The sequence below is a fragment of the Cupriavidus malaysiensis genome, assembly GCF_001854325.1.
Classification (GTDB): Bacteria; Pseudomonadota; Gammaproteobacteria; order Burkholderiales; family Burkholderiaceae; genus Cupriavidus; species Cupriavidus malaysiensis.
Genome location: NZ_CP017754.1, coordinates 1,312,235 through 1,337,941, shown reverse-complemented (window position 1 = coordinate 1,337,941; position 25,707 = coordinate 1,312,235). Strand labels below are relative to the sequence as shown.

Annotated in this window: 20 protein-coding genes; 9 read left to right on the top strand and 11 right to left on the bottom strand. The window is 68.4% G+C overall.

Annotated features, from left to right (window positions below; all coding sequences use genetic code 11):
• Window positions 1–417 precede the first annotated feature (417 nt).
• On the top strand, window positions 418–1,851 hold the full coding sequence (locus tag BKK80_RS05795; protein ID WP_084545495.1) for an undecaprenyl-phosphate glucose phosphotransferase: 1,434 nt from the start codon (window positions 418–420) through the stop codon (window positions 1,849–1,851).
• Between the two features lie 82 nt (window positions 1,852–1,933).
• Here the strand turns inward: BKK80_RS05795 and BKK80_RS05790 are convergent, their stop codons facing one another.
• Together BKK80_RS05790 and BKK80_RS05785 are read right to left on the bottom strand one after the other, a co-directional pair.
• Window positions 1,934–3,178 (bottom strand): hypothetical protein, encoded by a 1,245-nt coding sequence (locus BKK80_RS05790; protein WP_157903163.1) that lies wholly within the window; start codon window positions 3,176–3,178, stop codon window positions 1,934–1,936.
• Window positions 3,179–3,225: 47 nt separating this feature from the next.
• Window positions 3,226–4,020 (bottom strand): WecB/TagA/CpsF family glycosyltransferase, encoded by a 795-nt coding sequence (locus BKK80_RS05785; protein WP_231907990.1) that lies wholly within the window; start codon window positions 4,018–4,020, stop codon window positions 3,226–3,228.
• Between the two features lie 399 nt (window positions 4,021–4,419).
• On the opposite strand from BKK80_RS05785, the gene BKK80_RS05780 reads away from it, so the two are divergent.
• The 4 genes from BKK80_RS05780 to BKK80_RS05765 are packed head-to-tail and all read left to right on the top strand — an operon-like array spanning window position 4,420 to window position 9,016.
• A complete protein-coding gene (locus tag BKK80_RS05780) occupies window positions 4,420–5,247 on the top strand; it encodes an SLBB domain-containing protein (RefSeq protein ID WP_162287345.1) in 828 nt (275 codons plus the stop codon).
• A 52-nt stretch (window positions 5,248–5,299) separates the two neighbouring features.
• Window positions 5,300–7,003 carry an FAD-dependent oxidoreductase gene (locus tag BKK80_RS05775; protein WP_071068722.1) on the top strand — a complete coding sequence of 568 codons (1,704 nt, stop codon included), beginning with the start codon at window positions 5,300–5,302 and terminating at the stop codon, window positions 7,001–7,003.
• A complete protein-coding gene (locus BKK80_RS05770; RefSeq protein ID WP_071037378.1) occupies window positions 7,000–7,941 on the top strand; it encodes an NAD-dependent epimerase/dehydratase family protein in 942 nt (313 codons plus the stop codon). The genes BKK80_RS05775 and BKK80_RS05770 overlap by 4 nt, the downstream gene beginning before the upstream one ends.
• A gap of 58 nt (window positions 7,942–7,999) precedes the next feature.
• Window positions 8,000–9,016, top strand: a complete 1,017-nt coding sequence (locus BKK80_RS05765) for a glycosyltransferase family 2 protein (protein WP_071068721.1) — start codon at window positions 8,000–8,002, stop codon at window positions 9,014–9,016.
• On the opposite strand, the gene BKK80_RS05760 is transcribed toward BKK80_RS05765, so the two are convergent.
• The 4 genes from BKK80_RS05760 to BKK80_RS05745 all read right to left on the bottom strand — a co-directional run bounded on the left by BKK80_RS05760 (window position 8,988) and on the right by BKK80_RS05745 (window position 13,574).
• On the bottom strand, window positions 8,988–10,091 hold the full coding sequence (locus tag BKK80_RS05760) for an acyltransferase family protein (protein WP_071068720.1): 1,104 nt from the start codon (window positions 10,089–10,091) through the stop codon (window positions 8,988–8,990). The two genes, BKK80_RS05765 and BKK80_RS05760, sit on opposite strands and share 29 nt — an antisense overlap.
• A complete protein-coding gene (locus BKK80_RS05755) occupies window positions 10,088–11,383 on the bottom strand; it encodes a lipopolysaccharide biosynthesis protein (RefSeq protein ID WP_071068719.1) in 1,296 nt (431 codons plus the stop codon). The genes BKK80_RS05760 and BKK80_RS05755 overlap by 4 nt, the downstream gene beginning before the upstream one ends.
• Window positions 11,380–12,588, bottom strand: coding sequence for a glycosyltransferase family 2 protein (locus BKK80_RS05750; protein ID WP_071037380.1), 1,209 nt, complete (start codon window positions 12,586–12,588; stop codon window positions 11,380–11,382). The genes BKK80_RS05755 and BKK80_RS05750 overlap by 4 nt, the downstream gene beginning before the upstream one ends.
• Before the next feature lie 62 nt (window positions 12,589–12,650).
• The gene (locus tag BKK80_RS05745; RefSeq protein ID WP_231907989.1) at window positions 12,651–13,574 is read right to left on the bottom strand and encodes a glycosyltransferase family 2 protein; all 924 of its coding nucleotides are present in this window, start codon (window positions 13,572–13,574) and stop codon (window positions 12,651–12,653) included.
• A 553-nt stretch (window positions 13,575–14,127) separates the two neighbouring features.
• Here BKK80_RS05745 and BKK80_RS05740 point away from each other — a divergent pair.
• The 3 genes from BKK80_RS05740 to BKK80_RS05730 all read left to right on the top strand — a co-directional run bounded on the left by BKK80_RS05740 (window position 14,128) and on the right by BKK80_RS05730 (window position 16,479).
• Window positions 14,128–14,490, top strand: coding sequence for a hypothetical protein (locus BKK80_RS05740; protein WP_071011462.1), 363 nt, complete (start codon window positions 14,128–14,130; stop codon window positions 14,488–14,490).
• Window positions 14,491–15,040: 550 nt separating this feature from the next.
• Window positions 15,041–15,844, top strand: coding sequence for a hypothetical protein (locus BKK80_RS05735; protein ID WP_071037381.1), 804 nt, complete (start codon window positions 15,041–15,043; stop codon window positions 15,842–15,844).
• A gap of 281 nt (window positions 15,845–16,125) precedes the next feature.
• Complete coding sequence (locus tag BKK80_RS05730) at window positions 16,126–16,479, top strand: LexA family protein (protein ID WP_071016156.1); 354 nt, start codon at window positions 16,126–16,128, stop codon at window positions 16,477–16,479.
• 210 nt (window positions 16,480–16,689) lie between these two features.
• On the opposite strand, the gene BKK80_RS05725 is transcribed toward BKK80_RS05730, so the two are convergent.
• Together BKK80_RS05725 and BKK80_RS05720 are read right to left on the bottom strand one after the other, a co-directional pair.
• Window positions 16,690–17,373 carry a hypothetical protein gene (locus BKK80_RS05725; RefSeq protein WP_071011459.1) on the bottom strand — a complete coding sequence of 228 codons (684 nt, stop codon included), beginning with the start codon at window positions 17,371–17,373 and terminating at the stop codon, window positions 16,690–16,692.
• Between the two features lie 948 nt (window positions 17,374–18,321).
• A complete protein-coding gene (locus BKK80_RS05720; RefSeq protein WP_071068718.1) occupies window positions 18,322–18,831 on the bottom strand; it encodes a GDP-mannose mannosyl hydrolase in 510 nt (169 codons plus the stop codon).
• A 546-nt stretch (window positions 18,832–19,377) separates the two neighbouring features.
• Here BKK80_RS05720 and BKK80_RS05715 point away from each other — a divergent pair.
• On the top strand, window positions 19,378–19,797 hold the full coding sequence (locus BKK80_RS05715) for a hypothetical protein (RefSeq protein WP_071068717.1): 420 nt from the start codon (window positions 19,378–19,380) through the stop codon (window positions 19,795–19,797).
• A gap of 254 nt (window positions 19,798–20,051) precedes the next feature.
• On the opposite strand, the gene BKK80_RS05710 is transcribed toward BKK80_RS05715, so the two are convergent.
• The 3 genes from BKK80_RS05710 to BKK80_RS05700 form a co-directional block, all read right to left on the bottom strand.
• Window positions 20,052–20,651, bottom strand: a complete 600-nt coding sequence (locus tag BKK80_RS05710) for a PAS and helix-turn-helix domain-containing protein (RefSeq protein WP_071037383.1) — start codon at window positions 20,649–20,651, stop codon at window positions 20,052–20,054.
• 350 nt (window positions 20,652–21,001) lie between these two features.
• Complete coding sequence (locus tag BKK80_RS05705; protein ID WP_236903726.1) at window positions 21,002–23,641, bottom strand: bifunctional diguanylate cyclase/phosphodiesterase; 2,640 nt, start codon at window positions 23,639–23,641, stop codon at window positions 21,002–21,004.
• Window positions 23,642–23,849: 208 nt separating this feature from the next.
• Window positions 23,850–24,692 (bottom strand): transcriptional regulator, encoded by an 843-nt coding sequence (locus BKK80_RS05700; protein ID WP_156811155.1) that lies wholly within the window; start codon window positions 24,690–24,692, stop codon window positions 23,850–23,852.
• Window positions 24,693–25,707: the final 1,015 nt, after the last annotated feature.

The window sequence follows — 25,707 nt, the reverse complement described above, 5'->3', positions numbered from 1 at the left end:
TTCACCACGCAACACCCTCTCTGATATCGCCCAGCCGACGGGGGCAGATTTTAACCCAGGAGCACCGTCCGCCCGCGGCGGAATAGCGGGCGGCAAACCCCCGCAATATGCGCGGAACAGACGCTTGGTGAATGCGCACCGGAATACGCCACGATAGTCGTTGACAGTCCATTTTGCTATCCACCATCATACGGGCTGCCTGGCACACCAACTGCGCCAACTGCATATAGCACCAAGTACACCAACCGCACCAACTGCACCAACCGCACCAACCGCACCAACCGCAACAACTGTGTCATATGTGCCATGGCATTCCGTATTTGCCATATCGGCGCCATGTGCTATAGAAAGTTTATGACTCCCCCGCAGCAGCCCCCAGGGGATCCGAGCATCGGCTGATCAGACCAAGAAATCGCCATGTTTTTGCAACCGTGGCTGCCCAGTCACCATCTCCGATCGTTCCTGGTCCTGGCCGGCATGGTCAGCGCCCTGGTCAATGCCGCCTCCTTCGCGGTACTGCTCCTCTCTCAAGGCGTCGACGCCAATCTCGAACCGTACGCCCTGATCATGATCGCGCTGATCGCCCTCAGCGCCTTCGCGTCCTATGCCAGTTTCCCGCTGCTGATCAGCGCGCGCAGTGCATCGTGGATGCTGGGCCACGGCATCCTGCGCTGGTTCCGCGTGCCGCTGACGCTGTCCTTCGGCCTGGTCCTGATGGCCCACGGCGTCGGCAACTGGCTGGCCCATTCGCACAGCCTGCTGCTCACCTGGGGCTTCGTCGCCCTGGGGCTGCAGATCGCCAGCCTGATGCTCCTGCGCAAGGTTGCCGGCTACGTCAACAACCTGCCGGGCAGCCGGCGCCGGGCCGTCTTCCTGGGCAACATCGCCCCCGACGCCCGCGAACTGAACCTGCGGCTGCAGCGTTCGCCGATCCTCGGCATGCACGTGACGGGCTTCTATGCCGGAACACCCCCCTCGAGTGGGGAGTCGATCGATTCCCTGCCCTACCTGGGCAACTACGACGATGCCGTCCAGCATCTGATGGCGGGCCGCTTCGAGGCGGCCATCCTGACCCAGCACATCCATGACGACCGCACCGGCATCGCGCGCATCGTCGACCACCTCTACGACTCCACCGCCTCCATCTACCTGATGCCGATGCCGCAGTTCCTCGGGCCGGTCATGCCCAGGCTGACGGAAATCGCCGGCATCCCGCTGCTGACGGTCCACTCGAGCAAGATCCTGGGCCTGTCGCGGCTGCTCAAGCGCGCCATGGACGTGGTGGTCGCCGCCGCGGCGCTGCTCGTGCTGTGGCCGCTGCTGCTGGCCATCGCGTGCATCATCCGGCTGGACTCGCCGGGCCCGATCCTGTTCCGCCAGACCCGCTACGGCGAACGCGGCACCCCCATCACCATCCTCAAGTTCCGCTCGATGAAGGTCGAGGGCAGCGCAGCCACCGACGGCGTGCTGCGCCAGGCAACGATGCACGACGACCGCGTGACGCGGGTCGGCCGCATCCTGCGCCGCTCGTCGCTCGATGAATTGCCGCAGCTTTTCAACGTGCTGAGCGGCTCCATGAGCGTGGTGGGCCCGCGCCCGCACGCGGCCCAGCACAATGAGCTGTACCGCGCCCGGATCCCCGGCTACATGCTGCGCCACAGCGTCAAGCCGGGCATGACCGGCTGGGCGCAGATCCACGGGCTGCGCGGCGAAACCGATACGCTCGACAAGATGGAGCGCCGCATCGAGTTCGACCGCTACTACATCATGAACTGGTCGCTGCTGCTCGACCTGAAGATCCTGCTGCGCACGGTCCCGGCCGTGCTCGCGCAGGTGCGGGCGACGTATTGAGCGGCCGGCCGCGCAAGCGATCGGGCGGCCATGCCGAAGCCCTTCGGCATGGCACCGCCGGTCACGCCGCCCGTCAGCCCCGTCAGCAGAGCGTCAGCGCTGGATAGGCTTCACCGCAGAGGCTGGGCTTCAGCAGGCTGCGCACCGCCTGGTTGCCACGGCTGCCGAAGGTGTATTCGAAACCGAGCCGCACATAGCGCCGGTTGTAATCGTCGTAGGCATAGCTGCCCCGCTGCAGCGTGCTGACGAAATCGAGCATCCAGCGCATATTGTCCGTGGGCGACCACTGAAGCCGCGCGCCGTAGGCCGGCAGGCGAAGCTGGTCGGATCCGGAAATCGCCGCCGAACTGGTGTAGTCCTTCTGCAAGGCGTGCTGATAGAACAGGGACAGCGTCGTCTTGCTGGTCGCCTTCCAGGCCAGCCCGATCAAGCCCCCCGTCTGCGTCGAGTAAATCACCTGCGGCTGCGTATTGTTCGCATACGGCCGGCGCCAGAGGCGGATATCGAATTGCAGCTTGGGCGAGAAATCATATAAGGCGCGCACATTGAAGGTCACGAGCCGGGTATCGCGCGCCGACAGGTTCGCGTAGGTCCGCTGCAACAGGCTGGCGCGGGCGCCGATCCAGGTCTTGGGACTCACGTACCACTGCGCCCCGGAGAACCATTCGGTATCGCTGTAGGCATTGTCGATGATCGCGACCTGCTCATCGGAGCGCCAGGGATAGGCCGCATTGGTGCGGCGATACCCCAGTTCCACCGCCGAGCTGTCGGCACGGTCCGGATCCGCCGCATAGCGCGTGGAGACCTGCCAGCCGTTCTGGTTGCTGTTGTACAACTGGCGGCTGTAGGGCACGTCGTAACGCGCGGTGGCGTGGAACACCCGCAGGGCCGGCAAGGTCAACTCGTCGGTCACGCGCAGCCCGAGCTCCGCGCTGGCGTCCTGGTTCACCTGCATGTCGCGCGCGGGCCAGACCTGGTTCAGCGCGCCGTTGAGCTGGCTGAAGTAGCCGTAGTGAAGGTTGCCGGCCAGCAGCCGGCCCGCCCGCCAGTAGAAGGTGGAGTTAACGAAGGCAGGCTGGTGGTCGAGCTGCCGGCTGCTGCTGTAGCGCACATCGGAAGCACTGGCGGCCAGGTCCAGGCGCGTTTCCGGCGAGGCGAGCGGCCAGCTCAGGCCCAGTCCCAGCGTATTGGCCACCACCGCGGCCCCATGGATATCGCCGGCCATCGACTCGGGCAGGCCGCCCGGGTTGCCCTGATACTGGACCGAGCTGCCGAGCTGGATCGCGTACTCCGGCGGTACGCCCCAGCCCGACAAGGGGGAAGACATCAGCGCCACCAGTGCAGCCTGCGCCCAGCGTCGCGATCCAGTGCCCCTCATGCCTCCCCATGGCGCATCCGCGCACGCCACTCTCGCCAGCACAGGCGCAGGAACTTGGGATCGTCGACCAGATAGCGGCGCCACAGCCGCCGCGGATTGTTGACCAGCCGCCACAGCCACTCCAGCCCGGCGGACTGCATCCACTGCGGTGCGCGCCGCTGCATGCCGATGGCGAACTCCATCGCCGCGCCGACGCAAAGCACGATGCCGCCGGGCAGCTGGCTGGCGTAGTGCAGGGCCCACTGCTCCTGCTTCGGCATGCCCACGCACAGGAACACGATGTCGGGCGCCCGCTCGCGCGCGAGCCGGGCAAAGGACTCGCCCTCCGGACCGGTGGGATCGAACTGCATCGAGGGGCTGACGATCTCGATGTCGAGCCCCGCATAGGTATGGGAAAAACTCTCCAGCAGCTGGGGTTCGGACCCCGGCTGGCCGCCGAGCAGCAGGATCTTCAGGTGGCGCTGCTGCGCCTCGCGGCACAAGGCGTCGAACAGATCGGCGCCCGTCACGCGCTCGGGCAGCGGGCGTCCCAGCAGGCGGCTCGCCCACACCACCGGCATGCCGTCGGCGAAGATGAAATCGGCCTGGCTGTAGCGCTCACGGAATTCGGGCGCGCCGTCCAGCCGGACCAGGTGATCGACATTGGGCGTCACCACCACGCGCGCGGCGCCGCCGCGCTGCATGGCAGCCGTCACGAGCTGCTCCACCGCCTGGTCGAACGATGCCGCATCGACCGCGAGGCCGAACAGGCGGACCTTGACCTGCTCGAGCAGTGAATCTACCTGCGACACGGTACGATTCCCGGGCGACTGAGAACCCATCACATAGCCTCCGTGGCAAAAGGTTGGAGTCCGGCGACGCTTCCATCCGCGGATCCCCGGCCGGCGGCGGCGCCCTGATAAGATGGCGCCCGCATGGCCGAGAAACCGCATGACTGAAACACCTCGTCGACTTAGCTCTCGGACTTGGCCCTCGTCGACCTGGCTGTCGTAAAGTACCTTTGTACTTTAGTACCTTTGCCGATTCTCGTACTTTCGCCGACTATCGTTTTTTCGTTAACTTTGCTTGCTCAGCTTCGTTAACTCACTTACGTTGGCTTACGCATACGCGGCAACTCACAAAGGATGGAACATACCGTGTCGGCATTTGGATGGCAACTCAAAATTTCGCTGCTTGTTGCGGCGGCGTCGGTGGCGGCACTGATCGCCGGCACTGCAGGCGCGCAAGGCCTCCCGGCGACCGATATCAACCAGGCGATCACCACCCCGGGACCGCTGCCTGACTCGTCCGGCAGCATCGCCAGCGTCGGGCCGGGCGACACGCTGGCCATTTCCATCATGGGCCCGGGCGGCGCCAACGCCAATGTGACGGTCGATGCCGACGGCAAGATCGTCGTGCCCTTCGTCGGCACCATGCAGGCGGCCGGCAAGACACCTGCGGCGATCGGGCAACAGATCGCCGACGCCTTGCGCACCCGCGGCTACCTGGAACACGCGCAGGTCGCCGTCGAAGTGCTCGCGGTACGCAGCCGCGTGGTGTCCATCCTCGGCAGCGTCGCGCGCCCGGGCCGCTACGCGCTCACCAATCACCTGAGCCTGCTCGAACTGCTGGCACTGGCGGGCGGCTCGACCGCCGATGCGGGCAACACCGCCGTGCTGATCCGCCGCGTCGACGACAAGCAGGAGCGCATCCCGCTCTACCTCGACAACAGCCAGCACCCCAGCCGGGACATCCAGGACACCGACCTGAAGGCGAACGACATCGTGTTCGTGCCGAAGGTGCAGAAGTTCTACGTCTACGGCGAAGTCGGCAAGCCGGGAGCCTATCCGGTCGAAGACCGCCTGAACGTGATGCGGGCCATCGCCATCGCCGGCGGCCTCACGCCGCGCAGCTCCGACCGCCGCATCCAGCTGGAACACATGGACGAAGCCACCGGCAAGCTTGGCAGCGAGCAAGCCAACCTCACCGATCCCGTGCGTCCCGGCGACGTCGTGCGCGTCGGCGAACGGATCTTCTGATTCCGACGCAGCAAGCCGTGAACCGCCGAGCCACGCGCGCACAGCCCGCCACATGATCGAAGACGCCAACCACATTCCCGCCGGCTCGCTGCTCAAGGCAGACGTCTGCATCGTCGGGGCCGGTGCCGCCGGCATCACCCTCGCGCTGGCCCTGCGCGACAGCGGCCTCGATATCGTGCTGCTCGAAAGCGGCGGCGACAGCGACGATGCCGCCACCCAGCAGCTCTACGCCGGCAGCGTGGCCGATGCGCGCCTGCATCCGCCGGCCGACCACTACCGCGTGCGCCGCTTCGGCGGCTCGACCACGCTGTGGGGCGGACGCTGCATGCCGCTCGACGCCATCGACTTCGAAGCGCGCGACTACATCGCGCACAGCGGCTGGCCCATCGCCCTGAGCGATCTGCTGCCCTATTACCCGCGCGCCAACCAGCTGTGCGAGGCCGGCGATTTCGCCTACAGCGCCGCGGCCGTGCCCGGCATGCGCCCGATGATCGAAGGGTTCGACAGCGGACTGTTCTCCACCGACGCGCTGGAACGCTTCAGCTGCCCGACCGATTTCGGCCAGCGCTACCGGCACCGCCTCGCCACCGCCGCGCTGCGCGTGATCCAGCACGCGAACCTGCGCGCGCTGCCCCTCGACGGCAGCGGGCAACGGGTCGGCCCGGCCCAGGTGCGCACCCTGGCAGGCAATCATTTCACCGTCGATGCGCGCGCCTTCGTGCTCGCCACCGGCGGGCTGGAAGTGCCGCGCCTGCTGCTGGCCAATCCCGGGCGCAGCGGCCGCGGACTGGGCAACGCGCACGACGTGGTCGGCCGCTACTACATGTCCCACCTGGCCGGCACCATCGGCACGGTCGACCTGTCGGCCGCGCGCTCGGTCTGGCATGGCTACGAGGTCTCCGACGAGGGCATCTACTGCCGCCGCCGGCTGGCCCTGCTGCCGCAGGCGCAGCGCGCGCTGCACGCCGGCAATTTCATCGCGCGCCTGCATCACCCGCGCATCCCGGACCCCGGCCACGGCAATGGCGCGCTGTCCCTGCTCTACCTCGCCCGGCCGTTCATCCCGCGCGAATACGCCAAGCGGCTGGACGCCGACGAGCCGATGTCGGCCGGCGCGGCGCTCGGCCACCTGCGCAACGTCATCGTCGGCGCGCCCGCCACCGCGCGCTTTCTCGCGCACTGGATCCGGCGCCGCAACCTGGCGGCGCGCAAGTTCCCGTCGATCATCATCCGCCCGGACAACCTGCGCTTCAGCCTGGATTTCCATGCCGAGCAGGAGCCCAACCCGGACAGCCGGGTGAGGCTCGGCACGGACACCGATGCCCTCGGCATGCCGCGCCTGCATATCGACTGGCGCTACAGCCAGCAGGACACCGACACCGTCAGCCGCTCGCTCGCGGCGCTCGCGCGGGAACTGCGCGCCAGCGGCGCCGGCACCTTCGACTACGACCCGCAGCAGGTCGAGGCGGAGATGACCCGCTATGGCGCCTACGGCGGCCATCACATCGGCACCGCCCGCATGGGCGTCGATGCCCGCACCAGCGTGGTCGACCCCGACTGCCGCGTGCATGAAGCCGGCAATCTCTACATTGCCGGCGCCGCGGTGTTCCCCACCTCCGGGCAGGCCAATCCCACCCTGACCATCGTCGCACTGGCGCTGCGCCTGGCCGATCACCTGCGCAAGACCTATGCGCGGACGCCAGAGGCGGCCAGCGGCATCACCACCCGGCGAGCACAAGAGGAAGACGTGGCATGACGATCCGTGTACTGGTACTCGGCGCAACGGGTTTCCTCGGCCGGCGGCTGGTCGGCGCGCTGGCCGCGAGCGACTGGGCGCAACCGCTTGCCGCCTCGCGCGGCGCAGGCCGGGCCGGCCTGCCGGGCGCGCTGGCGCTCGATGCGACCGACGCCGCCGCCCTGGGCACGGCCCTGCAACAGGTCGACGCGGTCATCAATGCCGTCGCCGGGCAGCCGGCCACCATCGCCGCCAGCGCGCAAGCCTTGCGCAGCGCGCTGGACCGGCGCGGCCAGCCCGCCCTGCCGCTGGTCCATTTCAGCTCGATGGCCGTCTACGGTTCCGCCGCGGGCACCATCGACGAATCCTGCCCGTTCGGCAGCGATACCAGCCCCTATGGCCAGGCCAAGGTGGCCGCCGAGCAACGGCTCGGCGACTACGCCGGCTGCGTCACGCTGCGCCCCGGCTGTATCTACGGCGGCGGCAGCCCGCAATGGTCGACACGCATCGCGCAACTGCTGCGCGCCCATCGCATCGGCGACCTCGGCGCTGCCGGCGACGGCTGCAGCAACCTGGTGCACGTCGACGACGTGGTCCAGGCCACGCTGGCCGCGCTGCGCCTGCCGGCGGCGGCCGGGCAGGCCTACAACCTGGCGATGGCGCAGGCGCCGAGCTGGAACGAGTACTTCATCGCCTATGCGCGGGCGCTGCGCGCCACGCCGGTGCAGCGCATCGGCGCGCGCCGGCTGGCACTGGAAACGCGCCTGCTCGCGCCGGCGCTGAAGATCGCGGAAATCGCCGGCCGCAGGATCGGCCTGCGCACGCCGCCCCCGGTGCCGCCATCGCTGGCGCGCCTGTGGCAGGACAGCCCCCGGCTCGACTCCACGCGCGCGCAGCGCACCTTCGCACTGCGCTGGACACCGCTGCAGGCCGCCCTGGACAGGGAAGCCAGCACCTGAACCACGCCGCCGCAGCGCCCACGCACCCGAACGCCAAAGAGACCCCGGGGAACCCAGCATGACCTACCGCTACCGGACCGCCGCCCAGATCAGCACCTACCCGCTGGACTATCCGCATGCCGCGCACCTGCTCGCGCACCAGATCCGCGTCTGGGCGCCGATGGTCGAGCGTGTCGTGGTCACGATCGACACCTACCGCAGCCGCTCGGGCCGCTACCGCGGCAATCGCTATGACGAGAACCTGCGCGCCCTGCGCGAACTCGCGCTGAGCCTGCGCGGGGCGGGCCGGCAGGTGGACGTGATCGAGGTCGACTACAGCCCCGAGGCGCGGCGCGAGGTGGCGCGCGCCTTCTTCGGCCAGGACGACATGCCCGCCAAGGCCTGGGACGGCGGTCCGTTCTATGCCTACTTCTACGGCCTGCACCATGCCGAGGCGCGCTATGTCGCCCACTTCGACGGCGACATGCTGTTCGGCGGCGGCAGCCGGACCTGGATGGACGATGCGATCCGCTGCATGGAAGCGGATCCCGACGTGCTGCTCACCGGCCCGTTTCCCGGGCCGCCCCGCCCCGACTTCGCCGTCTTCGGCCATGGCGACACCCCGCCCCGGCGCGAACAGGTCGCGGGCAACGCGGCCTATCGCTTCCAGTTCGTCAGCACCCGGATCTTCATGATGGACATGGCACGCCTGCGCGAGCGCGTGGGCACGCTGCCGCTGTACCGGCCGAACGCGCGGAGCCGCCTCAAGTCCATCCTGCTGGGCAACCCGCCGGACGTCATCGAGGCGGAACGCCTGCTCGGCAGGATCCTGCGCGAGCGCGGCCTGTACCGCGTCGACATGCTGGGCGCGGCGCCAGGGCTCTGGTCACTGCACCCGCCGTATCGCGGCCCCAACTTCTATGGCGGACTGCCCCGCCTGGTCGAGGCGGTCGAGAGCGGCCACGTGCCCGCCGAGCAGCGTGGCCACTACGATGTGCACGACAGCCTGGTCGACTGGTCTTCCGAGCGCCTGCGCACACGCCGCCACAAGCGCCTGCTGCGCCTGCTCAAGGACCGGCTGGGCGGGTTCGCGTGACAGGCCGCAGGCGCCGGCTCAAGATCCGCGTGAGCGGCTGCTCGAGCCCCCGGTAGCAGATCAGCGCGGCCACGATCACCGCCGCCAGCGCCAGGGCCGAATAGGCCAGCTGCGCGCCGAGCCCGTTCACCCAGCCACCGCGGCGCCAGAGCTGCACCGTGGCCGACAGCACCATGGGATGCAGCAGGTAGAGCGAGTAGGACGCATCGCCGAGCCGCTGCAGCCACGGCCACTGCGGCACGGCGCGCGCGCGTTCCAGCGCCAGCGCGCCAGCCAGGATGGCGGCGGCCGGCAGCCCCATGGTGAGCAGGCGCGACATGCCGAGACCACCGCACACCGCCAGCGCCACACCGCCGCCCGCGAGCAGGCACCAGCCGGCGGCACGTCCGGGATTCAGGCGGCCGTGCGCGTAGGCACAGCCGAGCGCCATGCCGAGCACGAACTCCAGCACGATATCCGAGGTGTAGAACAGCCAGATGCCGCCGGCCTTCCCGGTCCAGGCCTGCCACAGCACCGGCGCGCCCAGTGCCAGCGCGCTGGCCGCCAGGCGCCAGCCCTCGCGCCAGCGCAGGGTCAGGCCGAACAGCAGGTAGAAGAACATCTCGTAGTTCAAGGTCCAGCCCGGAATCACCACGGGTTCGATCTGGCCGGTGCCGGCATTCACCGAAGGCAGGAACAGGAACGAGGCCACCGTGTGCCAGCCGTCGTAGCGCGAACTCTGGACCGCCTGCGGGGCAACCAGCATGATGGTCACGGTCAAGACCGTCAGCAGCCAGTAGAGCGGCACGATCCTGACGATGCGGCGCACGTAGAAATCGGTGGGAGTGGTCGGCCGGGCCGCCGTCGTGGTCCACATGATGAAGCCGCTGATCACGAAGAACACGTCCACGCCGCCGGCAAGCCATCCCGGCCACGCGCCCTGGTAACCCAGGCGCTGCCATTGCACGCCCAGGTGCAGCAGCACCACCATCAGCGCGGCGATCGCGCGCAGGTACTGGATCGACACCATGGCCTTGTCCGCGCGCGCGGCCTCCTTGGCCGCCACGCCCGCCGCCGTACCGGCTGCCGCACTCATCGTCCGCCTCCATCACGCACGTCGGCACCTGCGTTGGCACGCGCATCGGCACGTACCTCGCGCCAGGCCAGCACGCCGACCGCCACGCAGCAACCGACCTCACCCACCAGGATGCCGATCACCGCGCCCATCGGGCCCAGCCGCAGCATGCCGAGATAGCTGCACGCCAGGGACAGGACCGCGCAGACCAGCGTGGTCATGGTCAGCAGCCGGAAGCGCTGGCGCAGCACCACCACCAGCGTGGGCGGCTCGCGCATCACCATCAGCAGGAACAGCACGCTCCACAGCAGCAGCAGCATGTCGCGCTGGGGGAAGTCCTTGTGCATCAGGCTCAGGAAGATCCAGTCGCGCATCAGCCAGGCCAGGCCGGCATAGACAACCGTCAGCGCCCCGATGCCGGCGGAGAACGCCAGCAGGCGGCGCAGGGTCCGGCGCGCGCCGTGCTCGTACAGCCAGGAAGAAGCCAGCGGCGTGAGCTGGCGCTGCACCCCGGCGGACAGCAGGTTGACCGGCATCATGATCAGGCGCGAGGCGCCCAGCGCGGCCACCGCGGCCAGGTCCAGCGTCGCCGCGGCCACCATGTTGTAGCCCTGGTTGAAGCACCAGTAGATGACACCGCCCGACGCGGCCCAGAAACCGACGCGCGCGATCTCGTACAGGCGCCCGCCGCGGCTCGACCAATCGATCTCGTCGCCGAGATGGGCACCCAGGCCACGCCCGCTCAGGATAGCGCCGACCGTCGACGCCACCAGCACGATGGCGGCCGCGAACGGCGAGTGGATGGCCAGCCAGCATCCCGCCAGCAGCACCGCCACATAGCAGGTATCGGCCAGCAGCACGGCGTGCGGCCGGTGATACATCATCAGCACGCCGCGGAAATACTCGCGGTACAGCGCCGCCAGCACGAAGGGGATCGCCACGAACAGCAGGATCGGCTGTTCGAGCCGGCCCCAGGCCCACAGCCCGCCCGCCACCAGCAGCGCCAGCAGGCCGGCGGCGATGCCCAGGCGGCGCTGGTCGCGCCACAAGCTGCCCAGCCATTGGCGCCGCTCAACCTCCGACAGCCCCGGCAGCCGGATCACCAGCGGCGTACCGATGAAGGTGCCCTGCAGCGTCGTCAGCAGCATCATCGTGTTGAAGGCGAGGATGTAGTAGCCGTACTGCACCTCGGACGCATAGCGGATCAGGCTCAGCCCCGCGGCGAAGTTGGCCGCCGACAGCAGCGCCTGGTCGACCACCGAACTGCCGAACAGCTTGGCCAGCGGCAGCGCCGGCAAACGCGCGGTGCTCATCGGGACTCCCGGTCGGTCTTGATCCAGCGGGCATTGCCGCGATGCCTGAGCAGCGCCCACAGCTTCCAGAGAATGAAGGCCGGCGCGCGCAGCAGGTCCCACAGCGCACGCGCGCCCAGGCCCGACAACTGCCAGCCGCGCAGCACATGCAGCGTCAGCACGGCCAGCAGCGCGACGGCCAGCACGCTCCAGCGATAGAAGCCGGCACCCGGCAGCCAGAGCTGGACGGCCACGCTGGCGCCCAGCAGCAGCACGATCTGCAGGCCGATATAGCCGAGCGGCAGGGTCAGCAGATCGAAGGCCAGTTCGAGGGAGATCCAGCTGCGGCGGCGCAAGGCATCGGCGAGCAGGCGTCCGGTATAGGCACGGACCACGGCCAGGCGGCCGCCCTCCCAGCGCTGGCGCTGGGTCGTCGCGGCACGGCCGCCGCTGATCAGCTCCGCATCCGCGCTGGCCTCGTCCACATAGCCCACGCGCACGCCCGCCAGGCCCAGCAGGATCCCGTACTCGAGATCCTCGACCAGCGAATACACCTGGAACGGATGCCGGCGCAGCAGCGCGTGCGTCAGGCACATGCCGTTGCCGCGCAAGCCGCAGGAGGCGCGCAGGCGCTCGCGCGCGCGCGAGCGGACATCGTGGAAGGCGGCGTAGGCAATCGTGATCAGGCGCGTGCGGACCGAATCGTCGGGATTGAGCACGCCATAACGTACCTGCAGCGCTTCGGCCCCGGCCTCGATGCGCGCCGCGCAGGCCGCCAGCAGATTGGGCGTCACGACGGTGTCGGCATCGACCACCACCACCGCATCCGCCACGCCATCCGCGGCGCTGCGCGCAATACCGAACTCCAGCGCATAACCCTTGCCGCGCCGCACGTCATCGCTGCGCTCGATCACCCACGCGCCGGCATCGCGGGCCAGCTGCGCGGTGGTGTCGGTGCAGTTGTCGGCGATCACCATCACGCGGAAGCCTTCGCGCGGCCAATCCAGCGCGACCAGGCTGCGTACCGTGCGCTCGATCACGGCCGCCTCGTCATGCGCGGGCACCAGGACATCGAAGCGCAGGCTGCGCCGGCGCGGCTGCGGGCGCGCGAGCCGGGCCGACAGCAGGGTCAGCGTGCCCAGGTAGACCGTCGCCAGCGTCACCGGCAGGGCAAGGCATGCGAGCAGGGCATGGAGCAACAGCGGGACCAGGAGCGTCAGCGTCATGGGGAACGGTTCAAAAGGGAGTCGGGCACCGACGGGCTACGCACATGCGCACGCATACACCGCTACGCATACTCACGATAGTGCCAACCGCCCAGCACCGACAGCTTGCCCACGTTGGCGCTGCAGCGCGCGAGCCAGTAGACAGCATGATGGCGGCCGAAGGGCAGCGTGAGCAAGGCCAAACCCGCGGAGAGGGCGGCCTGCGCGCCGGCGCGGGCATAGAACAGCAGGCTGCGCAAGGCACCCGGCCGGCCGCCCAGCTTGCCGGCGCGGAAGTGCCGGGCGAAATCCTGGCCGCCGCGCATGGCGCGCTTCAGGATCCAATCCACCTGCATGCGCGCGTCGGCCACCGGTTCGGTCACCGCCGCCTCCTCCGACCAGACGATGCGTGCGCCACCATTGACCAGGCGCATCAGCATATCGCCGTCTTCCCCGCCGGTCAGGCCGAACGCCGGGTCGAAGACCGGGTCGATGCGCTTCAGCCAGGCGGCCGCCAGCAGCGCATTGCCGATGCGCATCACGTTGTGCGGCACGATGGTGCCGCTCGCCATATGCGGATCGTCGTAGAGCTTGCCGCGCCGCACCCAGGCCGGCGCGTGCGGCGGCAGCTCGGGCACCACCGGCGCCAGGATGCCGTCGGCCTGGTACTGGTCGCGCGCCGCCTCCAGCGCCTCGAGCCAGCGCGGCGGGGCACGTTCATCGTCGTCGATGAAGGCAAGCCAGGCGCCATCGGCCAGGGCGACGGCGCAATTGCGCGTGAGGGAGATATTCTTCTGGGGCTGGATCTGATAGACCCAGGCAACTTCGGGCCAGCGGCGCTGCCAGGCCGCCACCACGTCGGCGGCGCTGCCGAGCGGATCGTTGTCCACCACCACGATCTGCTGCGGCGCATGCGTCTGGGCGGCCAGATCCCCGAGCAGGGCATCGAGCAAGGCAGCGCGCCGATAGGTAGCGATGCACACGCTCAACCGTGGCCGGTCCATCATCGCAAGCCCTCCATAACTGTGCCCCGCGCCCGTGTTCCCCGAGCCCGCTTCCTGCGGTCTCCCGCGTGGAACCATCCGCCCCGTGCGTCGAATCCGCGTAATGTAGCATGGCGCCTGCGCCGGCAGCGCATACCAGGCCTCGCCCCAGGGGATGGGAAATGCGCCACTGCCAGGAGGCGCCTCGTGCCAGCGGGCGGCCCGGAGACACGGCGGCGCCGCGATACCGCTGTACGGAAGCGGCGCACAAAAAAACAGTGCCCGCATCACTGCGGGCACAAGGAAAGTGTCCAAGCACGCGCAGCCGCCAGGCCGCGCACTATGTCTAACGGCAAAACCGGAACAGACTTGAGGACCGTGCCGGGCCAGCCGGCGAGTGCCGCCACGGCCGCACGGCCGGCGCACCGCCAGCCAGCACACGCGCCTTCCGCCCTCGCCCCCCCTACTTCGCGGCATTTCCGCGCGCGACACCGATGCACTACACTCGATTCACTGTGCCGCGCGGCAAGCGCCGCCCGTCCGTCGCCATGGCGGACCCGACTCTGTGGAGGGCCAGATGAAGCACGCACCGGTAATCCTGGGCATGTTGTGCATGGCAGCCGGACTGGCGTACGCGGACGACTCCGCGCACGCCATCGATGGCGCGATCGCCGAGGCCATCGTACGCGGCGGCGCGGGCTACGCCCCGCACCCGCCGAGCGCGCCGGAGACCTCGCCTGCCGCGCTGCGCGAGCCGCCTCCCCTCTCCGATGCCACCTGCGAAAGCCTGCGCGCCCGGCTCGCCCACGGCAGCGCCGCCGCGCCGCATGGCACGGGCCATTCGCTGGTGATGCCGGACGGCCGGTCGCTCACCGACGCAGCCAGCCGGCAGGAACGCGAGGAACTCGAGCATACGGTGCAGGCGCGCTGCCGCTCTTGATCCCTGGTCCTTGATCCTCGGCCCTTGATCCGCGCAGGCGGAGTCCTGCACCACGATCCTGCGCCGCGTACCGCGCGGCTTATTGCTCGGCTTGTTGCTCGGCTTGTTGCTCCGCTCTTATTGCGCCGCCCTGATTGCGCGGCGCATCGCGCGCCAGCCCTGCACCGGCCCTGACGTGCGCCGTGCAGTCAAGGCACGGACTGCGCGGACGCGGACGTCCTGCTTCCCGTCCCGCCCGGCACGGCACCAGCCCCCAGGCTCGCCTGCGTAGCGCGCCCTGCCCGCCGGTGGTGCGACAGCGCCAACCGCTTGGCAGGATTGCCCTCGATCCTTCCACCTGCCCCTACGATGCTGCGGGAGCTGGCATCCACACGCCATAATCTGCCAACTTGAGTGTTATAATTTTTATAACAGATTTATCGAAATTTAAGCATGCACTCCATCCATGCGCGGTCCGTGGACACGATGCGATGGAGGCGACATCGGGAAGAACAAAAAGGCCAGGTGCCAGCCCCAAGGCGATGCGGGCAGGAAGGCCAAGGAGAATGGTGTGACGAAGGAAGATCTGGAGGCGTATTTCGCCTCATTCGTTGGCATGACCGGCAACACCGCAGCCGCGGTCTGGTTCTGCGAGGAATCCCCCCACAACCTGCCGCCGGCTTTCGTGCCGCCGTACCGCGCGCCGCAGCATCCGCAGGCATGGAATGCGGCCTTCCTCAGGGAGAACCGCGAGCGGCTGCCGCAATGGCAGAACCACCAGAAAATCGCGCGCATCCTGGCGGCGGCCACCGAGGTGGTGCGCGAGCTTCCCACCGGCGCCATCGATCCCGTCGACTACTTCTTCCGCGATCTCTACGCCGAGCAAGGCAACGCATTCTGCCTCAGCCTGTTCCCGCTGCCGGCCCGCGGCAACCACAAGGCACTGTGGGACGCCTACCAGCAGTGCGTCCCGCTCTCGCCGCGCCAGCGCTACCGGGACCTGTGCAGCCAAGGCGCCCGCTTCCGCTTCATCGCGGCCCTGCGCCGGCGGATGCGCCCCAAGCTGGTGGTCTGCACCGGCTCGCGCGTGCCGGAGCTGTTCCTGCAGGCGTTCGGCTTCCACGGCGTCAGCGGTGAAGATGCGGTCATCCAGCCGGCCGACCAGGCCCGATCGCTGCGCGTGTACCGCCATGAAGGCACCACGCTGGTGCTGGCGCCGCCGCTGGCCGGCGTCAGCGGCCTGAGCTCGAACGTCCTGCTCGAAGCCCTGGGCCGCTACCTGGCACGTTCGCTCGACGCAACGGACCTGGACCTGTCCACCGAACCGGCCCTCCAGCCGTTAGACGACTATGCGCTGCTGCTCAAGGCGGCCTGAGTCCTGCCTGGCCGCCAGTCGAGGCGACATGCCCGGCGTCACAACAGGCGACCGCGCGGCGCCGGCACGCTGACGAAGCCGCCCGAGGCGATGCCCTCGCGCGGGCGCATCAGTGCATCAGCAGCACGCCTCTGAACCTTACGCACGATGACGTAGAATGCGGCCCGCCCGCGCAAGTCGACTGGCCAGCCACCTTCCTGCATGCAGGCAATGCAGCCCGGATGCAGGCCAAGCGCACGCAGCGGATTGCCGTGTCGGTGGCCGATAAGGACGACGACATCTTGACCCGACCAGCAGACATCTACCTCCGCTTCCTCCAGCTCGCCGACACGCTGCGCAGCCTGCCCTCGCTGCCGGCGCTGGATCCGCTGGAGGAACGCATCCTCTCGCAGGTCGCGCGCGCGCAGCAGCAGCGCACGCGCCTGTCCGTGCGCGACATCATGGCCACGGCGGGACTGGGCTCGCCGGCCACCGTGCATACACGGCTGAAGTCGATGCGGCACAAAGGCTGGGTGACCCTGAGCGATACGGAAGATGCGCGACGCAAGCAGGTCGAGCTGACACAGGACGCGCTGCGCTATTTCGACAAGCTGTCCGATTGCCTGGTGGCGGCGGCCGGCACCGGCACGCCGTGAGCGCCGGCGCCCCGAGCGGGGAACGCGGCTGCCAAGGCAGCCGCTACCGAAGAAGCCACTGAAGGGGCCGCAGGATAGGCCACAGAAGAGGCCGCCCACCCCGACGGAGGAATGCCAGACAGGCGCGGACGGTGTGCGAGCTCGCTCGAGCCCGCACACCGTCCGCGCCCCACCCCTGCACCCGGCAGCGCCCGGCGGCGCCGCGCCGGCTCAGGCCACGGCCAGCGGAAGGGCGCGCGCCGCGCTGTGGCCGTGCGATGCGGTCCTGACCACCAGCCGATCGAGCGCCGTGGTGCCGGAGGCGGCAGCGGCGTCCAGGGTCACGCCCCGGCAGGCCGGGAAGTCCTCCGCACGCATCCACTGCGACAGCATGGTGCCCAGCGCGTCGAGCAGCACATCGGAACTCAGGCCATTGGCGCCGCCGAAGGACGGCGTCAGCACCAGTGCCGTCCCCTCGTGCTGGTAGACCTGCAATCGCCACGGCCTGTCGGCCGGCTGCAGGATGGCCTCCTGCGGCAGGATGCCCCAGAAGCCGAAGGCGCGCAGGTAATCGCGCTGGTAGCGCTCACCCAGGCAGAGCAGCACGCGCGGCTGGTACTTGCGGCGCAGCGCGCCCAGGAAGCGGAAACGTCCGCCCTCGCGGCACAGGCGCACGTATGCCGCCTTGGAACGCAACTCCGGCTGCTCGCCGAAGGTCCTGGTCCAGGGCTGCGCGGCGTCCGGCCGATCCGGCAAGGGATAGAGATTCAGCTTGAAATCCCAGCCATGCGGCGCATAAAGATGGCGCGCGAAATACTCCTGCGCGTCGATCGGGCTGCGCCCCGGTGGCAACGTCGACGCCCGTGCCGCCGCCATGACGCGCGCGATACGGTAATGCGTCTGCCAGCGCGACATCGTCCGCGCGTGACGCTGTCGGAATTCCGCGTCCCACGCCGGCGCTGTCAGGCGCGACTGGAAGGTATCCGCCAATGGCATACCGGTGGACAGGGGCGCGCCATCGCACACCCATAGGGCAGCCTCTGGGTTACCACCTTCCATCCCCGTGAATGATGCAAATGCGCTGTCTAGCTCCGCACGGCTAAACACCGGAAATTGATTTTGCTGCATGCGACCCAACCTTTGCATGACCCTCATTCGAGCGCTGTCGGCCAGCGTCCCGTAGCCTCTTTTCTCTTTTATGCAGTTCCCAACTTCTTGTGGACCGCGGCCTCTTCTACAGCAGCTTTACCTGGTGTCCTGAATCCCGAATCCGTTGACACAATCCGCCCCGAGTCCGTCGATCGGGCCATGCGATGCATCGTCACGATGCGCTCGCAAGGCTCCAGCCTTGCTGCGCTTCGTTCCCAGCCTCGCACGTCCTCTCGACAGACCAAGTGCTTCAACGAATGCAAGAATCAGGACACCAGCCCCGCGCTGCTGCGTCGGACCGCTGGTCCCGAGCTTGACTTTCGCTCCCCCTGACTTCATTTCGACTTTGTCCCGCCTTTGTCCAGGCTGTGTTCTGACGCGGTCGACATGCTGCCGGGCTTTTCCTTCCACCTTCCTGCTTGTTGCTGCTTGTTGTCTCCACCTGGCGCGCCGGTCATCGCCGGCTCTCCCACGCGCGGGTACTCCCTCGCACTCGCGCTTGCCGCCCCTCCCTCCTCCTTGTCCTTTCATCCCGGCGCGCGGCCTTGCCGCCGCCGGGATCGGCGCCTGTCATCGTCGGGCGGCATGGCCGCGAGCCCCTGCATGATTGCGCAAGTGCTCCGCAGGCACCATAGCCCGCTTGGACTACCCGGCACGGCGACCAGCCCGACCAAGCTGACAAACCCAGCTGACCTGATCGACCTGCTCGACCAATCAACCCGGCTGGTCCGACGCGCCCGGCTCCGCGAAATACGCCTTCACATACGCATGCACACCGTCATCCGCCAGCACCTGCTCTGCGGTCAGCCAGCGATAGGCGCCATGCTGCGCCAGCGGCAGCGCGGCATCCCCGCCCGGCCAGCGCAAGGCATAGGCCAGCACCACGTAATGCGTCGGATTACCGGCCTCGCCGGCAAAGTTAATGTCGTAGAAGTGCTCGTAGACGCCGCGGAATTCCAACTCCTGCGCCGGCACCGCGTCCGGTGCCAGGCCCAGTTCCTCCTGCAGCAGGCGCCGCAGCGCCTCCAGCCTACGCTCGCCCTTGCGGATGCGTCCGCCCGGCACGAACCAGCTGCCCTGGGCCGGCGGATTGCTGCGGCGGCCCAGCAGGAAGCGGCCCAGATGGTCCTCGACCAGCAGGTCGATGGAAACCAGCGGCAGGGCCGCCACGGCCTGGCGGAACACCTCGGCCGCGAGCCACGGTTCGTTCTTGTTCTTGTTCATGACATCCGATACCTTCGCTTGGCACCTTTCGCCTTGGCACCTTTCGCCTTGGCACCTTTCGCCTTGGCAACCTACGCGCGGCCGCCCCGCGCATGCCCCACGTATCCCCGGCACGGCGCGCCGATCCTGTCTTGAATTTATGACATTGCTGGCATTGTTGCCACGGCTCGCACATTGCGCAGCCCCCAAATGGGGGCTCCCCCAACGCCACGCCAGGCGTGCCGAGCCCGCCCGCCACGCCGCACCAGAATGGCGCAGGGCCGCCGCGGGCGTCGACCGCAGCCGGCGACCGAGCATAGCGTAGGCGGGGTCCACCCACACCCCACTAATCAGAGGGGCGACAGCCGCGCGCGGTTCGGGCACGATGGCCGGCCAGGCCCGCGATGCCACCCGGCGGTTCCAATTCACACCAAGGTGGGGATGTGTCTTGTGCAGCTCGACACGAGAATGCAGCCCTGTCACACATTGCCTTGAAAACGGAAGATGGTTCCTTACCGGTTGGACAGCCGACAAGCGGCGCACGCGAATGCCAGGACGGCTGTCCTGTTGAATCAATACGCCGAGCAGTTCAAGGACTTCCTCGAGAAGGCGCTCGCCGACCCCGAACTGGCTGCCGTGGCGCAGCCCGGGCAGGACTTCGAAGCGGACAGCTTCCGCTGCTTCGCGCTGCAGACGGTGTACGGCACGGTGCTGATCGACACGTCCTACGGCTTCGTCAACAGCCGCTTCGTCTCCATCGTCACGTTCTCGTGGCTGCGCAAGCTGGGCGAAGGCGACCTGCAGAAGGCGGTCGTGCTCACGGTCTACCTCAACCAGCACGGCGCCATGACGATCGACTCGGACGGCAGTTTCCAATTGGCCTTCGGCCGCGACGATGCGCAGGACAAGGAACTGGCCTGGCGCGTGCTGGGCCACCTGTTCATGGGTATCGAAGCGCAGCTCAGCCGCCTCACCACCTCGTTCTAGGCGATGGCCGGGAAGCCGCCGGCAACGCGAGCGCTGCGGAGCGCCCGCCAACCACGTCGCCAGTCGAGACGGCACAATGCTTTCCAATCTCCCCTCCCTGATCTGGCTGCGGTTGTTTCGTTGACGGGAACGCCGCGGCGCGGCCTCCCTCCTCTGCATGTGCCACGGCGGCACGGCGGCGCCCGCCGGCAAGCCTGGCACCACGGACACTGCGCACACGACTGACACTGCGCACACTGCGCACACTGCGGCCACTACGATACGGCCGCGTCCTGCTGCAGCCACAGACTCATCAGCCCCGCGCGTCCCCGCACACCGAACTTGCGGAAGATGGCGGTGATATACGAATGCGTGGTCGAGAACGCCAGGCCGAGCTGGTCGGCGATCTGCTTCTCGGTGGCCTCCGTGAGCAGCAAGGCCAGGATCTCCCGCTCGCGCGGCGCCAAGGGCTTGCCCTCGGCCAACCGCCCGAGCCGCTCCAGCGGCCCGGCGCGCCGCAGCGCGCTGATATCGCGCGCCACGCCCAAGCGTAGGCGGTCCGCCTCCAGCCAGCGGGCCGACCATGACAGATGGACATCGCCGCCGCGCTTGTGCGCATAGCAGTTCTCGAAGCCCACGCGCAGCTTGCCCGCCATCACCTCGCCGGCCTCGCGGCGCGTCTTGTCGCGGTCGCGCGCCACCACCAGGTCGATCACGCGCTGGCCGACCAGTTCCGCCGGCTCATAACCGAGCACCGTCCTGCTGGCGGCGCTGACGTACGCGATGCGGCCGGTCTCTTCCACCAGGAAGACGGCATCGGGCAGAAGATCCGCCAGGTCCGGGATGATGCTGCTGCGGCACTCAAGCAGGCTCATGGTCGTGTCGTGGTCGTGTCGTGGTCAAAGTCGCGCGCAAGCATACGGCCAAGACATCACGGCCTTCCGGCCCGGGTAACGCCTCTCTTGTTGCGCACATTCTGTGCGGAACCGATGCTGCGTCGCAACGCTTCCGAACCCTCCGGCAGGAGGGTAGAGTGAGAATTTTCGCAGGGGATGTCGGGGGTATGGCAATAGATGCCCACCCCATGGCCGGGCCGGCGCGAATGGTCCGCGGCAGGTCAGGCCAGGTCGGACCGGGTCAGACCAAGCGAGCCCGGACCATCCCATCAGGCGATCGAATCAGGCCGTCGAATCAGGCCATCAGGTCAGGCCATCAGGTCAGGCCATCAGGTCAGCGCAGCGGCGAAGGCCTCGAAGGTGCCCACCTCGACCGGCGGGCAGAAGTAATTGCCCTGTCCGTAGTCGCAGCCCGCCGCCAGCAGGATGTCGCGCTGCTGCGCGGTCTCGATGCCCTCGGCGATCACGCGGATGCGCAGCGCGTGCGCCATGCCGATGATGGCGCGGCACAGCGCCACGTCGTCCGGCCCGCGCGTCAGCGCGCGCACGAATGACTTGTCGATCTTGATGTAGTCGATGTCGAGCCGGCGCAGGTAGGACAGCGAGGAGTAGCCGGTACCGAAATCATCGAGGGCGATCTCGATGCCCGCCGCCTGGAAGCGCGAGAGCTGGTCCATGACATCGGCATCCTGGGACATCAGCGAGCCCTCGGTGATCTCGATGACGAGGCCGCCGACCGGCACCTGCCGCTGCGCGATCATGTCGGACCAGGTATCGGGCGCGCCGGGCGGCGCGAGGAACTCCACCGGCGACTTGTTCACCGAGATCTGGAAGCCGCGCCCCAGCAGCGCCTGCCAGCGCGGCAGCTGGTCCAGCGCCTGCCCCAGCACCCATTGGCCGATCTCGATGATGAGCCCGGTCTCCTCGGCCACGGGAATGAAATCGGCCGGCTCGATCGGCCCGCGCAGCGGATGGTTCCAGCGGATCAGCGCCTCGGCCTTGCAGACCCTGCCGGTGCGCAGGTCGACGACGGGCTGGTAGTGCAGCAGGAACTGCTTCTCCGCCAGCGCCACGCGCAGGTCGCCGGTCACGCGCAGGCGCTCTTTCTCCGCCTGCAGCAGCGCGCGCGTAAAGACCTTCCAGCGGTTGCGGCCCTCGGCCTTGGCGGCGAACATGGCCTGGTCGGCGCGCACCACCAGGGTCTCGGCGCTCTCGCCATCGCGCGGATAGGTGGCCACGCCGATGCTGGCCGAGACCATCACCAGTTCGCCCGCCAGCGGATAGGGCGCGGCAATGCGCTCCAGGATCGCCTGGGCAATGCGATCGACCACGGCCGGATCGCTCACGTTGGGCAGGATCACGGTGAACTCGTCGCCGCCGAGGCGCGCCACCGTGTCACTCGCCCGCACCGCCTGCGCGATGCGGCGCGCGGCCTCCTGCAGCAGCAGGTCGCCGTGGTCGTGCCCGAGGGTATCGTTGACCTCCTTGAAGCGGTCCAGGTCGATGAACAGCAGCGCTAGCGCCTCGCGTGCCTGGCGCGCCTGGCGGATCTCCTGCTCGAGCCGCTCGAAGAACAGCCGGCGGTTCGGCAGGTCGGTCAGCGCATCGAAGTTCGCCTGGTGCCGGATCACCTCCTCGGCATGGCGCTTGTCGGTCATGTCATGGATCAGGGCCACGCGGCGGCGCTCGCCCTCGGCATGGGCCAGGAAGGTGTCGATGGCCAGGTAGGCCGGAAACTCGCTGCCATCCTTGCGGCGGATCGCCACCTCGCCGCTCCAGCGCCCGCGCGCCGCGACCGTCTCGCGCAGGCGCTCCAGCATGCCGGCATCGTTGCCGGCGCCGGCCAGGATGCGGCCGGGCTGGCCCTTGACCTCGGCGGCGGCATAGCCGGTGGCCGAGGCAAAGGCGGGATTGACGTCGACGATGGAGCCGTCGAGCGCGGTCACCACCATGGCCTCGCTGCTCGAGGCGTAGACCAGCGACGCCAGCCGCATCTCCTCGAGGTGGCGCCGGCGCTCCGCCATGGAGCGGCGCAGGCTCCAGTACAGCAGGGCCAGCAGCAGCGTCGAGGCCAGCGCGCCCGCCAGCGCCACGCGGCGATAGACGCGGTAGGGTGCCAGCACCGCTTCGATGGACTGGCCCACGACGAAATTCAGGCCGAACTCGGGCGCACGGTAGTAGCCGAAGATCCGTTCCACGCCCTCCGACCCGGATACGGCCCGGTAGTTGCCCGCCAGCGGCGCATCGCTGGCAGAGAACGGCCGGCCCCGCACCGGCCTGGAATAGCTGCCCTCGATGGCCGGCGCCCGGGCCAGCACCTGGCCCGAATTCTTGATGATGGCAGCCACCTCGTCCTGGCGGATGCTCAAGGTCTGCGCGAAGCCGGCGAACTGCTCGGGGCTGACCGAGACCACGATGACACCGTCGAAGGCGCCGTCGCGCAAGATCGGCCGGGTGAACTGGATCGACCACTTGCCCGACACCTTGCCCTTCACCGGGTCGCTGATATGCAGTTCGTCACGCCCGCCGGCGTCCCGATGCACGCGGAAGTGCTCGCGGTCGCTCAGGTCCACCCGGCCGGTGACTGGCGCCATGGATGAATAGAGCAGCAGCCCCTGCCGGTCGATCACCGACACCTGGAAGGACAAGTCGCTTACCAGGTTCTGCCGCTCGCGCACCACCTGGACAAATACGCCGGGGCCGGCCGCCCAGCTGGCGCGCAGGTCGAGCAGGAATTCGGACAGGCGCAGGATGCTGGAATTCGAGTAGACGCCGAAGGCCCGCGCCTCCGCGCTGGTACGTATGGCCGCGCTCTGAAGCAGGCGCTCACGTTCGGCATCGAGCTGGAAGGTCGCGAACGCCCAGGTGACGGCCAGCCACGCCGCCGCCGCCACGTTCAATGGCGGGAAGCGCCGGCGCAGGGACTGCAGCGCCGCACCGCTAAGAAAGATCGGACGGTATCGCGTCAAGTCAGGTTCGCAGCGGTGAAATGAGAGGAAGGAAGGAGGAAGGCTCTGCAAAGAGGCTAGCCGAGGTCGGCGCCGCGAACAAGCGTTGCCGTCACCGCGAGCGTGCGCACAACACGCGCGGTGCTGCAAAGGTCATGCGCCATGCCGCGCCCGCGCTGTCCGGGGGGCCGTGGCAACCGCGGTGCCCGGCCCCTCGGCGACCGGCGACCTAGGTTCCGGCCGGCCCCGTCGGCCCGGCCGGCAACCTTCCCGCCCCGCTGCCGTCCGCGCCCGCCAGCGCCGGAAAGTCCTCCGGCCGCAGCCACCTGGCCAGGAAGGTGCCCAGCGCATCGAGCAGGACATCGGAACTCAAGCCCTGCGGTCCGCCGAACGGCGGGCTCAAGACCAGGGCCGTCTGCCCGTGCTCGTACACATCGAGGCGCCGCATCGTGTCAGCCGGCTGCAGCCAGGCCTCGGCGCGCTCGCAGCCCTCGAAACCGAAGGCGCGCAGATAGTCGCGCGCATGCCGCTGCCCCAGGCACAGCACCAGGCGCGGCCGGTACTGCTCCCGCAGCGAGGCAATGAAGCGGAAACGCCCGCCCAGCCGGCACAGGCGCGCATAGTCGGACTTAACGCGCAGCCAGGGCTGGTCGCGGAAGGTCTTGCTCCACGACTGCACCGGGTCCGGCCGCTCCGGCAGCGGGAACAGGTTCAGCTTGAAGTCCCAGCCACCGGGCCGGTAGAGGTAGTGCTCGAAATACGCCTGCGCGCTGACGTGGCTGCGCCCCGGGTGCAGGGCCGCCGCCCGCGCGGCGGCCAGCACGCGCGCCACGCGCAGATGCGTCTGCCAGCGGGGCAGCCAACGCGCATGGCGCCGCCGGAACGCCAAGTCCCAAGCCCCCGGTTCCGGCTGCGGCCGCAACGCAACCTCGAGCGGGACGGAAGCGATCAGCGGCGCCACATCGCAGATCCAGATGGCGGCGGCCGGATTGCCACCCTCCATGCCCACGAACGACGCGAACGCCCTGTCCAACTCCTCCCGCTCGCGGGCTGCGAGTTGAGTCTCTTGCATCTATTCCATCTTGTTGTTATTGCGTGCACGCGGAACATCGACGCGGCAATCGCTTTATTGTTGTCTGCGCGGGCCCCAACCGGCACTGAATATGCCCCGCGCATCACCCCGTACCTCGCGCCTGCCCTTCTTTCCGGTGGGTACGCGCCACTGCGCGTCCGCACCGGCCTGAAGGCTTCGCCATTGCTGCACCGCACCTGTGCCAGAAATGGGACTCCGCCATGGCGCAAGCTGAATGTCCCTCCCCCGGCAGGGAAACCAAAACCCCTCCTATAGGGGAAAGCGCCGAATATATAGACATTTGCCCACCTGAATGGCGGCCCACCGCACGGACAGGCGCCATCCATGCCCTGTCCATCCGGGAAAGCGCCTGTGGGAAACACGCATCGATCCAGCGGAAACATGGCCACCACGCGCGGGCAAGGCATCCGCGAAATGCCCGGAAGCACCGGGCAAGACGGCATGCACCAGGACCGGGGAAGCACCGCCCAGTCGCGTCATCCGACTGCGCCCGGCAATGCGCCCGGAACCGCATCCAGCGGTGCGGCAGCCCGGCGAGCGTTGCATTGGATGCCACGTCAACGCGCATTGGCTGTCATTGCGCAGCGCAGCAATCCCCCATTACAATCCAGGGTTAATACCTATGCGCAGCGGGGCATCGCCACACCAGCCGGCGACACCCTGGCGAACGACAGTTCAGAGGCAGCGCCCATCTGGCCGGCCGAAAGGCAGCGGGTCGGCGACAATTTGCCGCTCACACCATCCGTTTCCGTCCCCGGCGCATCACGCCGATGGCACGGAATACCTTCGCCGAACATAAGCGCGGGGAAACGGTAAGAAACGTCGGCTGCTCAATCGGAAAACCAGAACAAAGCAGCAAGATAAGCATAGGCCACTATCTACACATCAACCCAGTCATTCAGCACGACCATAATTGTATTAACATAAATACATAAACTCAGAAACGCAGCCCCCTGATATACGCCGGCTTCATGCCGAAAACGACAAGCCATCC

What these genes read in the sequence shown, in the direction of transcription:
- BKK80_RS05770 (WP_071037378.1), top strand. Translation starts at nt 7,000, where the DNA reads ATGACGATCCGTGTACTGGTACTCGGCGCAACGGGTTTCCTCGGCCGG.
- BKK80_RS05790 (WP_157903163.1), bottom strand. Translation starts at nt 3,178, where the DNA reads ATGTCTTCCCCCTTGTCGGGCTGGGGCGTACCGCCGGAGTACGCGATC.
- BKK80_RS05760 (WP_071068720.1), bottom strand. Translation starts at nt 10,091, where the DNA reads ATGAGTGCGGCAGCCGGTACGGCGGCGGGCGTGGCGGCCAAGGAGGCC.
- BKK80_RS05725 (WP_071011459.1), bottom strand. Translation starts at nt 17,373, where the DNA reads ATGTCGCGCTGGCAGACGCATTACCGTATCGCGCGCGTCATGGCGGCG.
- BKK80_RS05710 (WP_071037383.1), bottom strand. Translation starts at nt 20,651, where the DNA reads ATGAGCCTGCTTGAGTGCCGCAGCAGCATCATCCCGGACCTGGCGGAT.
- BKK80_RS05795 (WP_084545495.1), top strand. Translation starts at nt 418, where the DNA reads ATGTTTTTGCAACCGTGGCTGCCCAGTCACCATCTCCGATCGTTCCTG.
- BKK80_RS05740 (WP_071011462.1), top strand. Translation starts at nt 14,128, where the DNA reads ATGAAGCACGCACCGGTAATCCTGGGCATGTTGTGCATGGCAGCCGGA.
- BKK80_RS05750 (WP_071037380.1), bottom strand. Translation starts at nt 12,588, where the DNA reads ATGACGCTGACGCTCCTGGTCCCGCTGTTGCTCCATGCCCTGCTCGCA.
- BKK80_RS05765 (WP_071068721.1), top strand. Translation starts at nt 8,000, where the DNA reads ATGACCTACCGCTACCGGACCGCCGCCCAGATCAGCACCTACCCGCTG.
- BKK80_RS05700 (WP_156811155.1), bottom strand. Translation starts at nt 24,692, where the DNA reads ATGCAAGAGACTCAACTCGCAGCCCGCGAGCGGGAGGAGTTGGACAGG.
- BKK80_RS05755 (WP_071068719.1), bottom strand. Translation starts at nt 11,383, where the DNA reads ATGAGCACCGCGCGTTTGCCGGCGCTGCCGCTGGCCAAGCTGTTCGGC.
- BKK80_RS05745 (WP_231907989.1), bottom strand. Translation starts at nt 13,574, where the DNA reads ATGATGGACCGGCCACGGTTGAGCGTGTGCATCGCTACCTATCGGCGC.
- BKK80_RS05775 (WP_071068722.1), top strand. Translation starts at nt 5,300, where the DNA reads ATGATCGAAGACGCCAACCACATTCCCGCCGGCTCGCTGCTCAAGGCA.
- BKK80_RS05720 (WP_071068718.1), bottom strand. Translation starts at nt 18,831, where the DNA reads ATGAACAAGAACAAGAACGAACCGTGGCTCGCGGCCGAGGTGTTCCGC.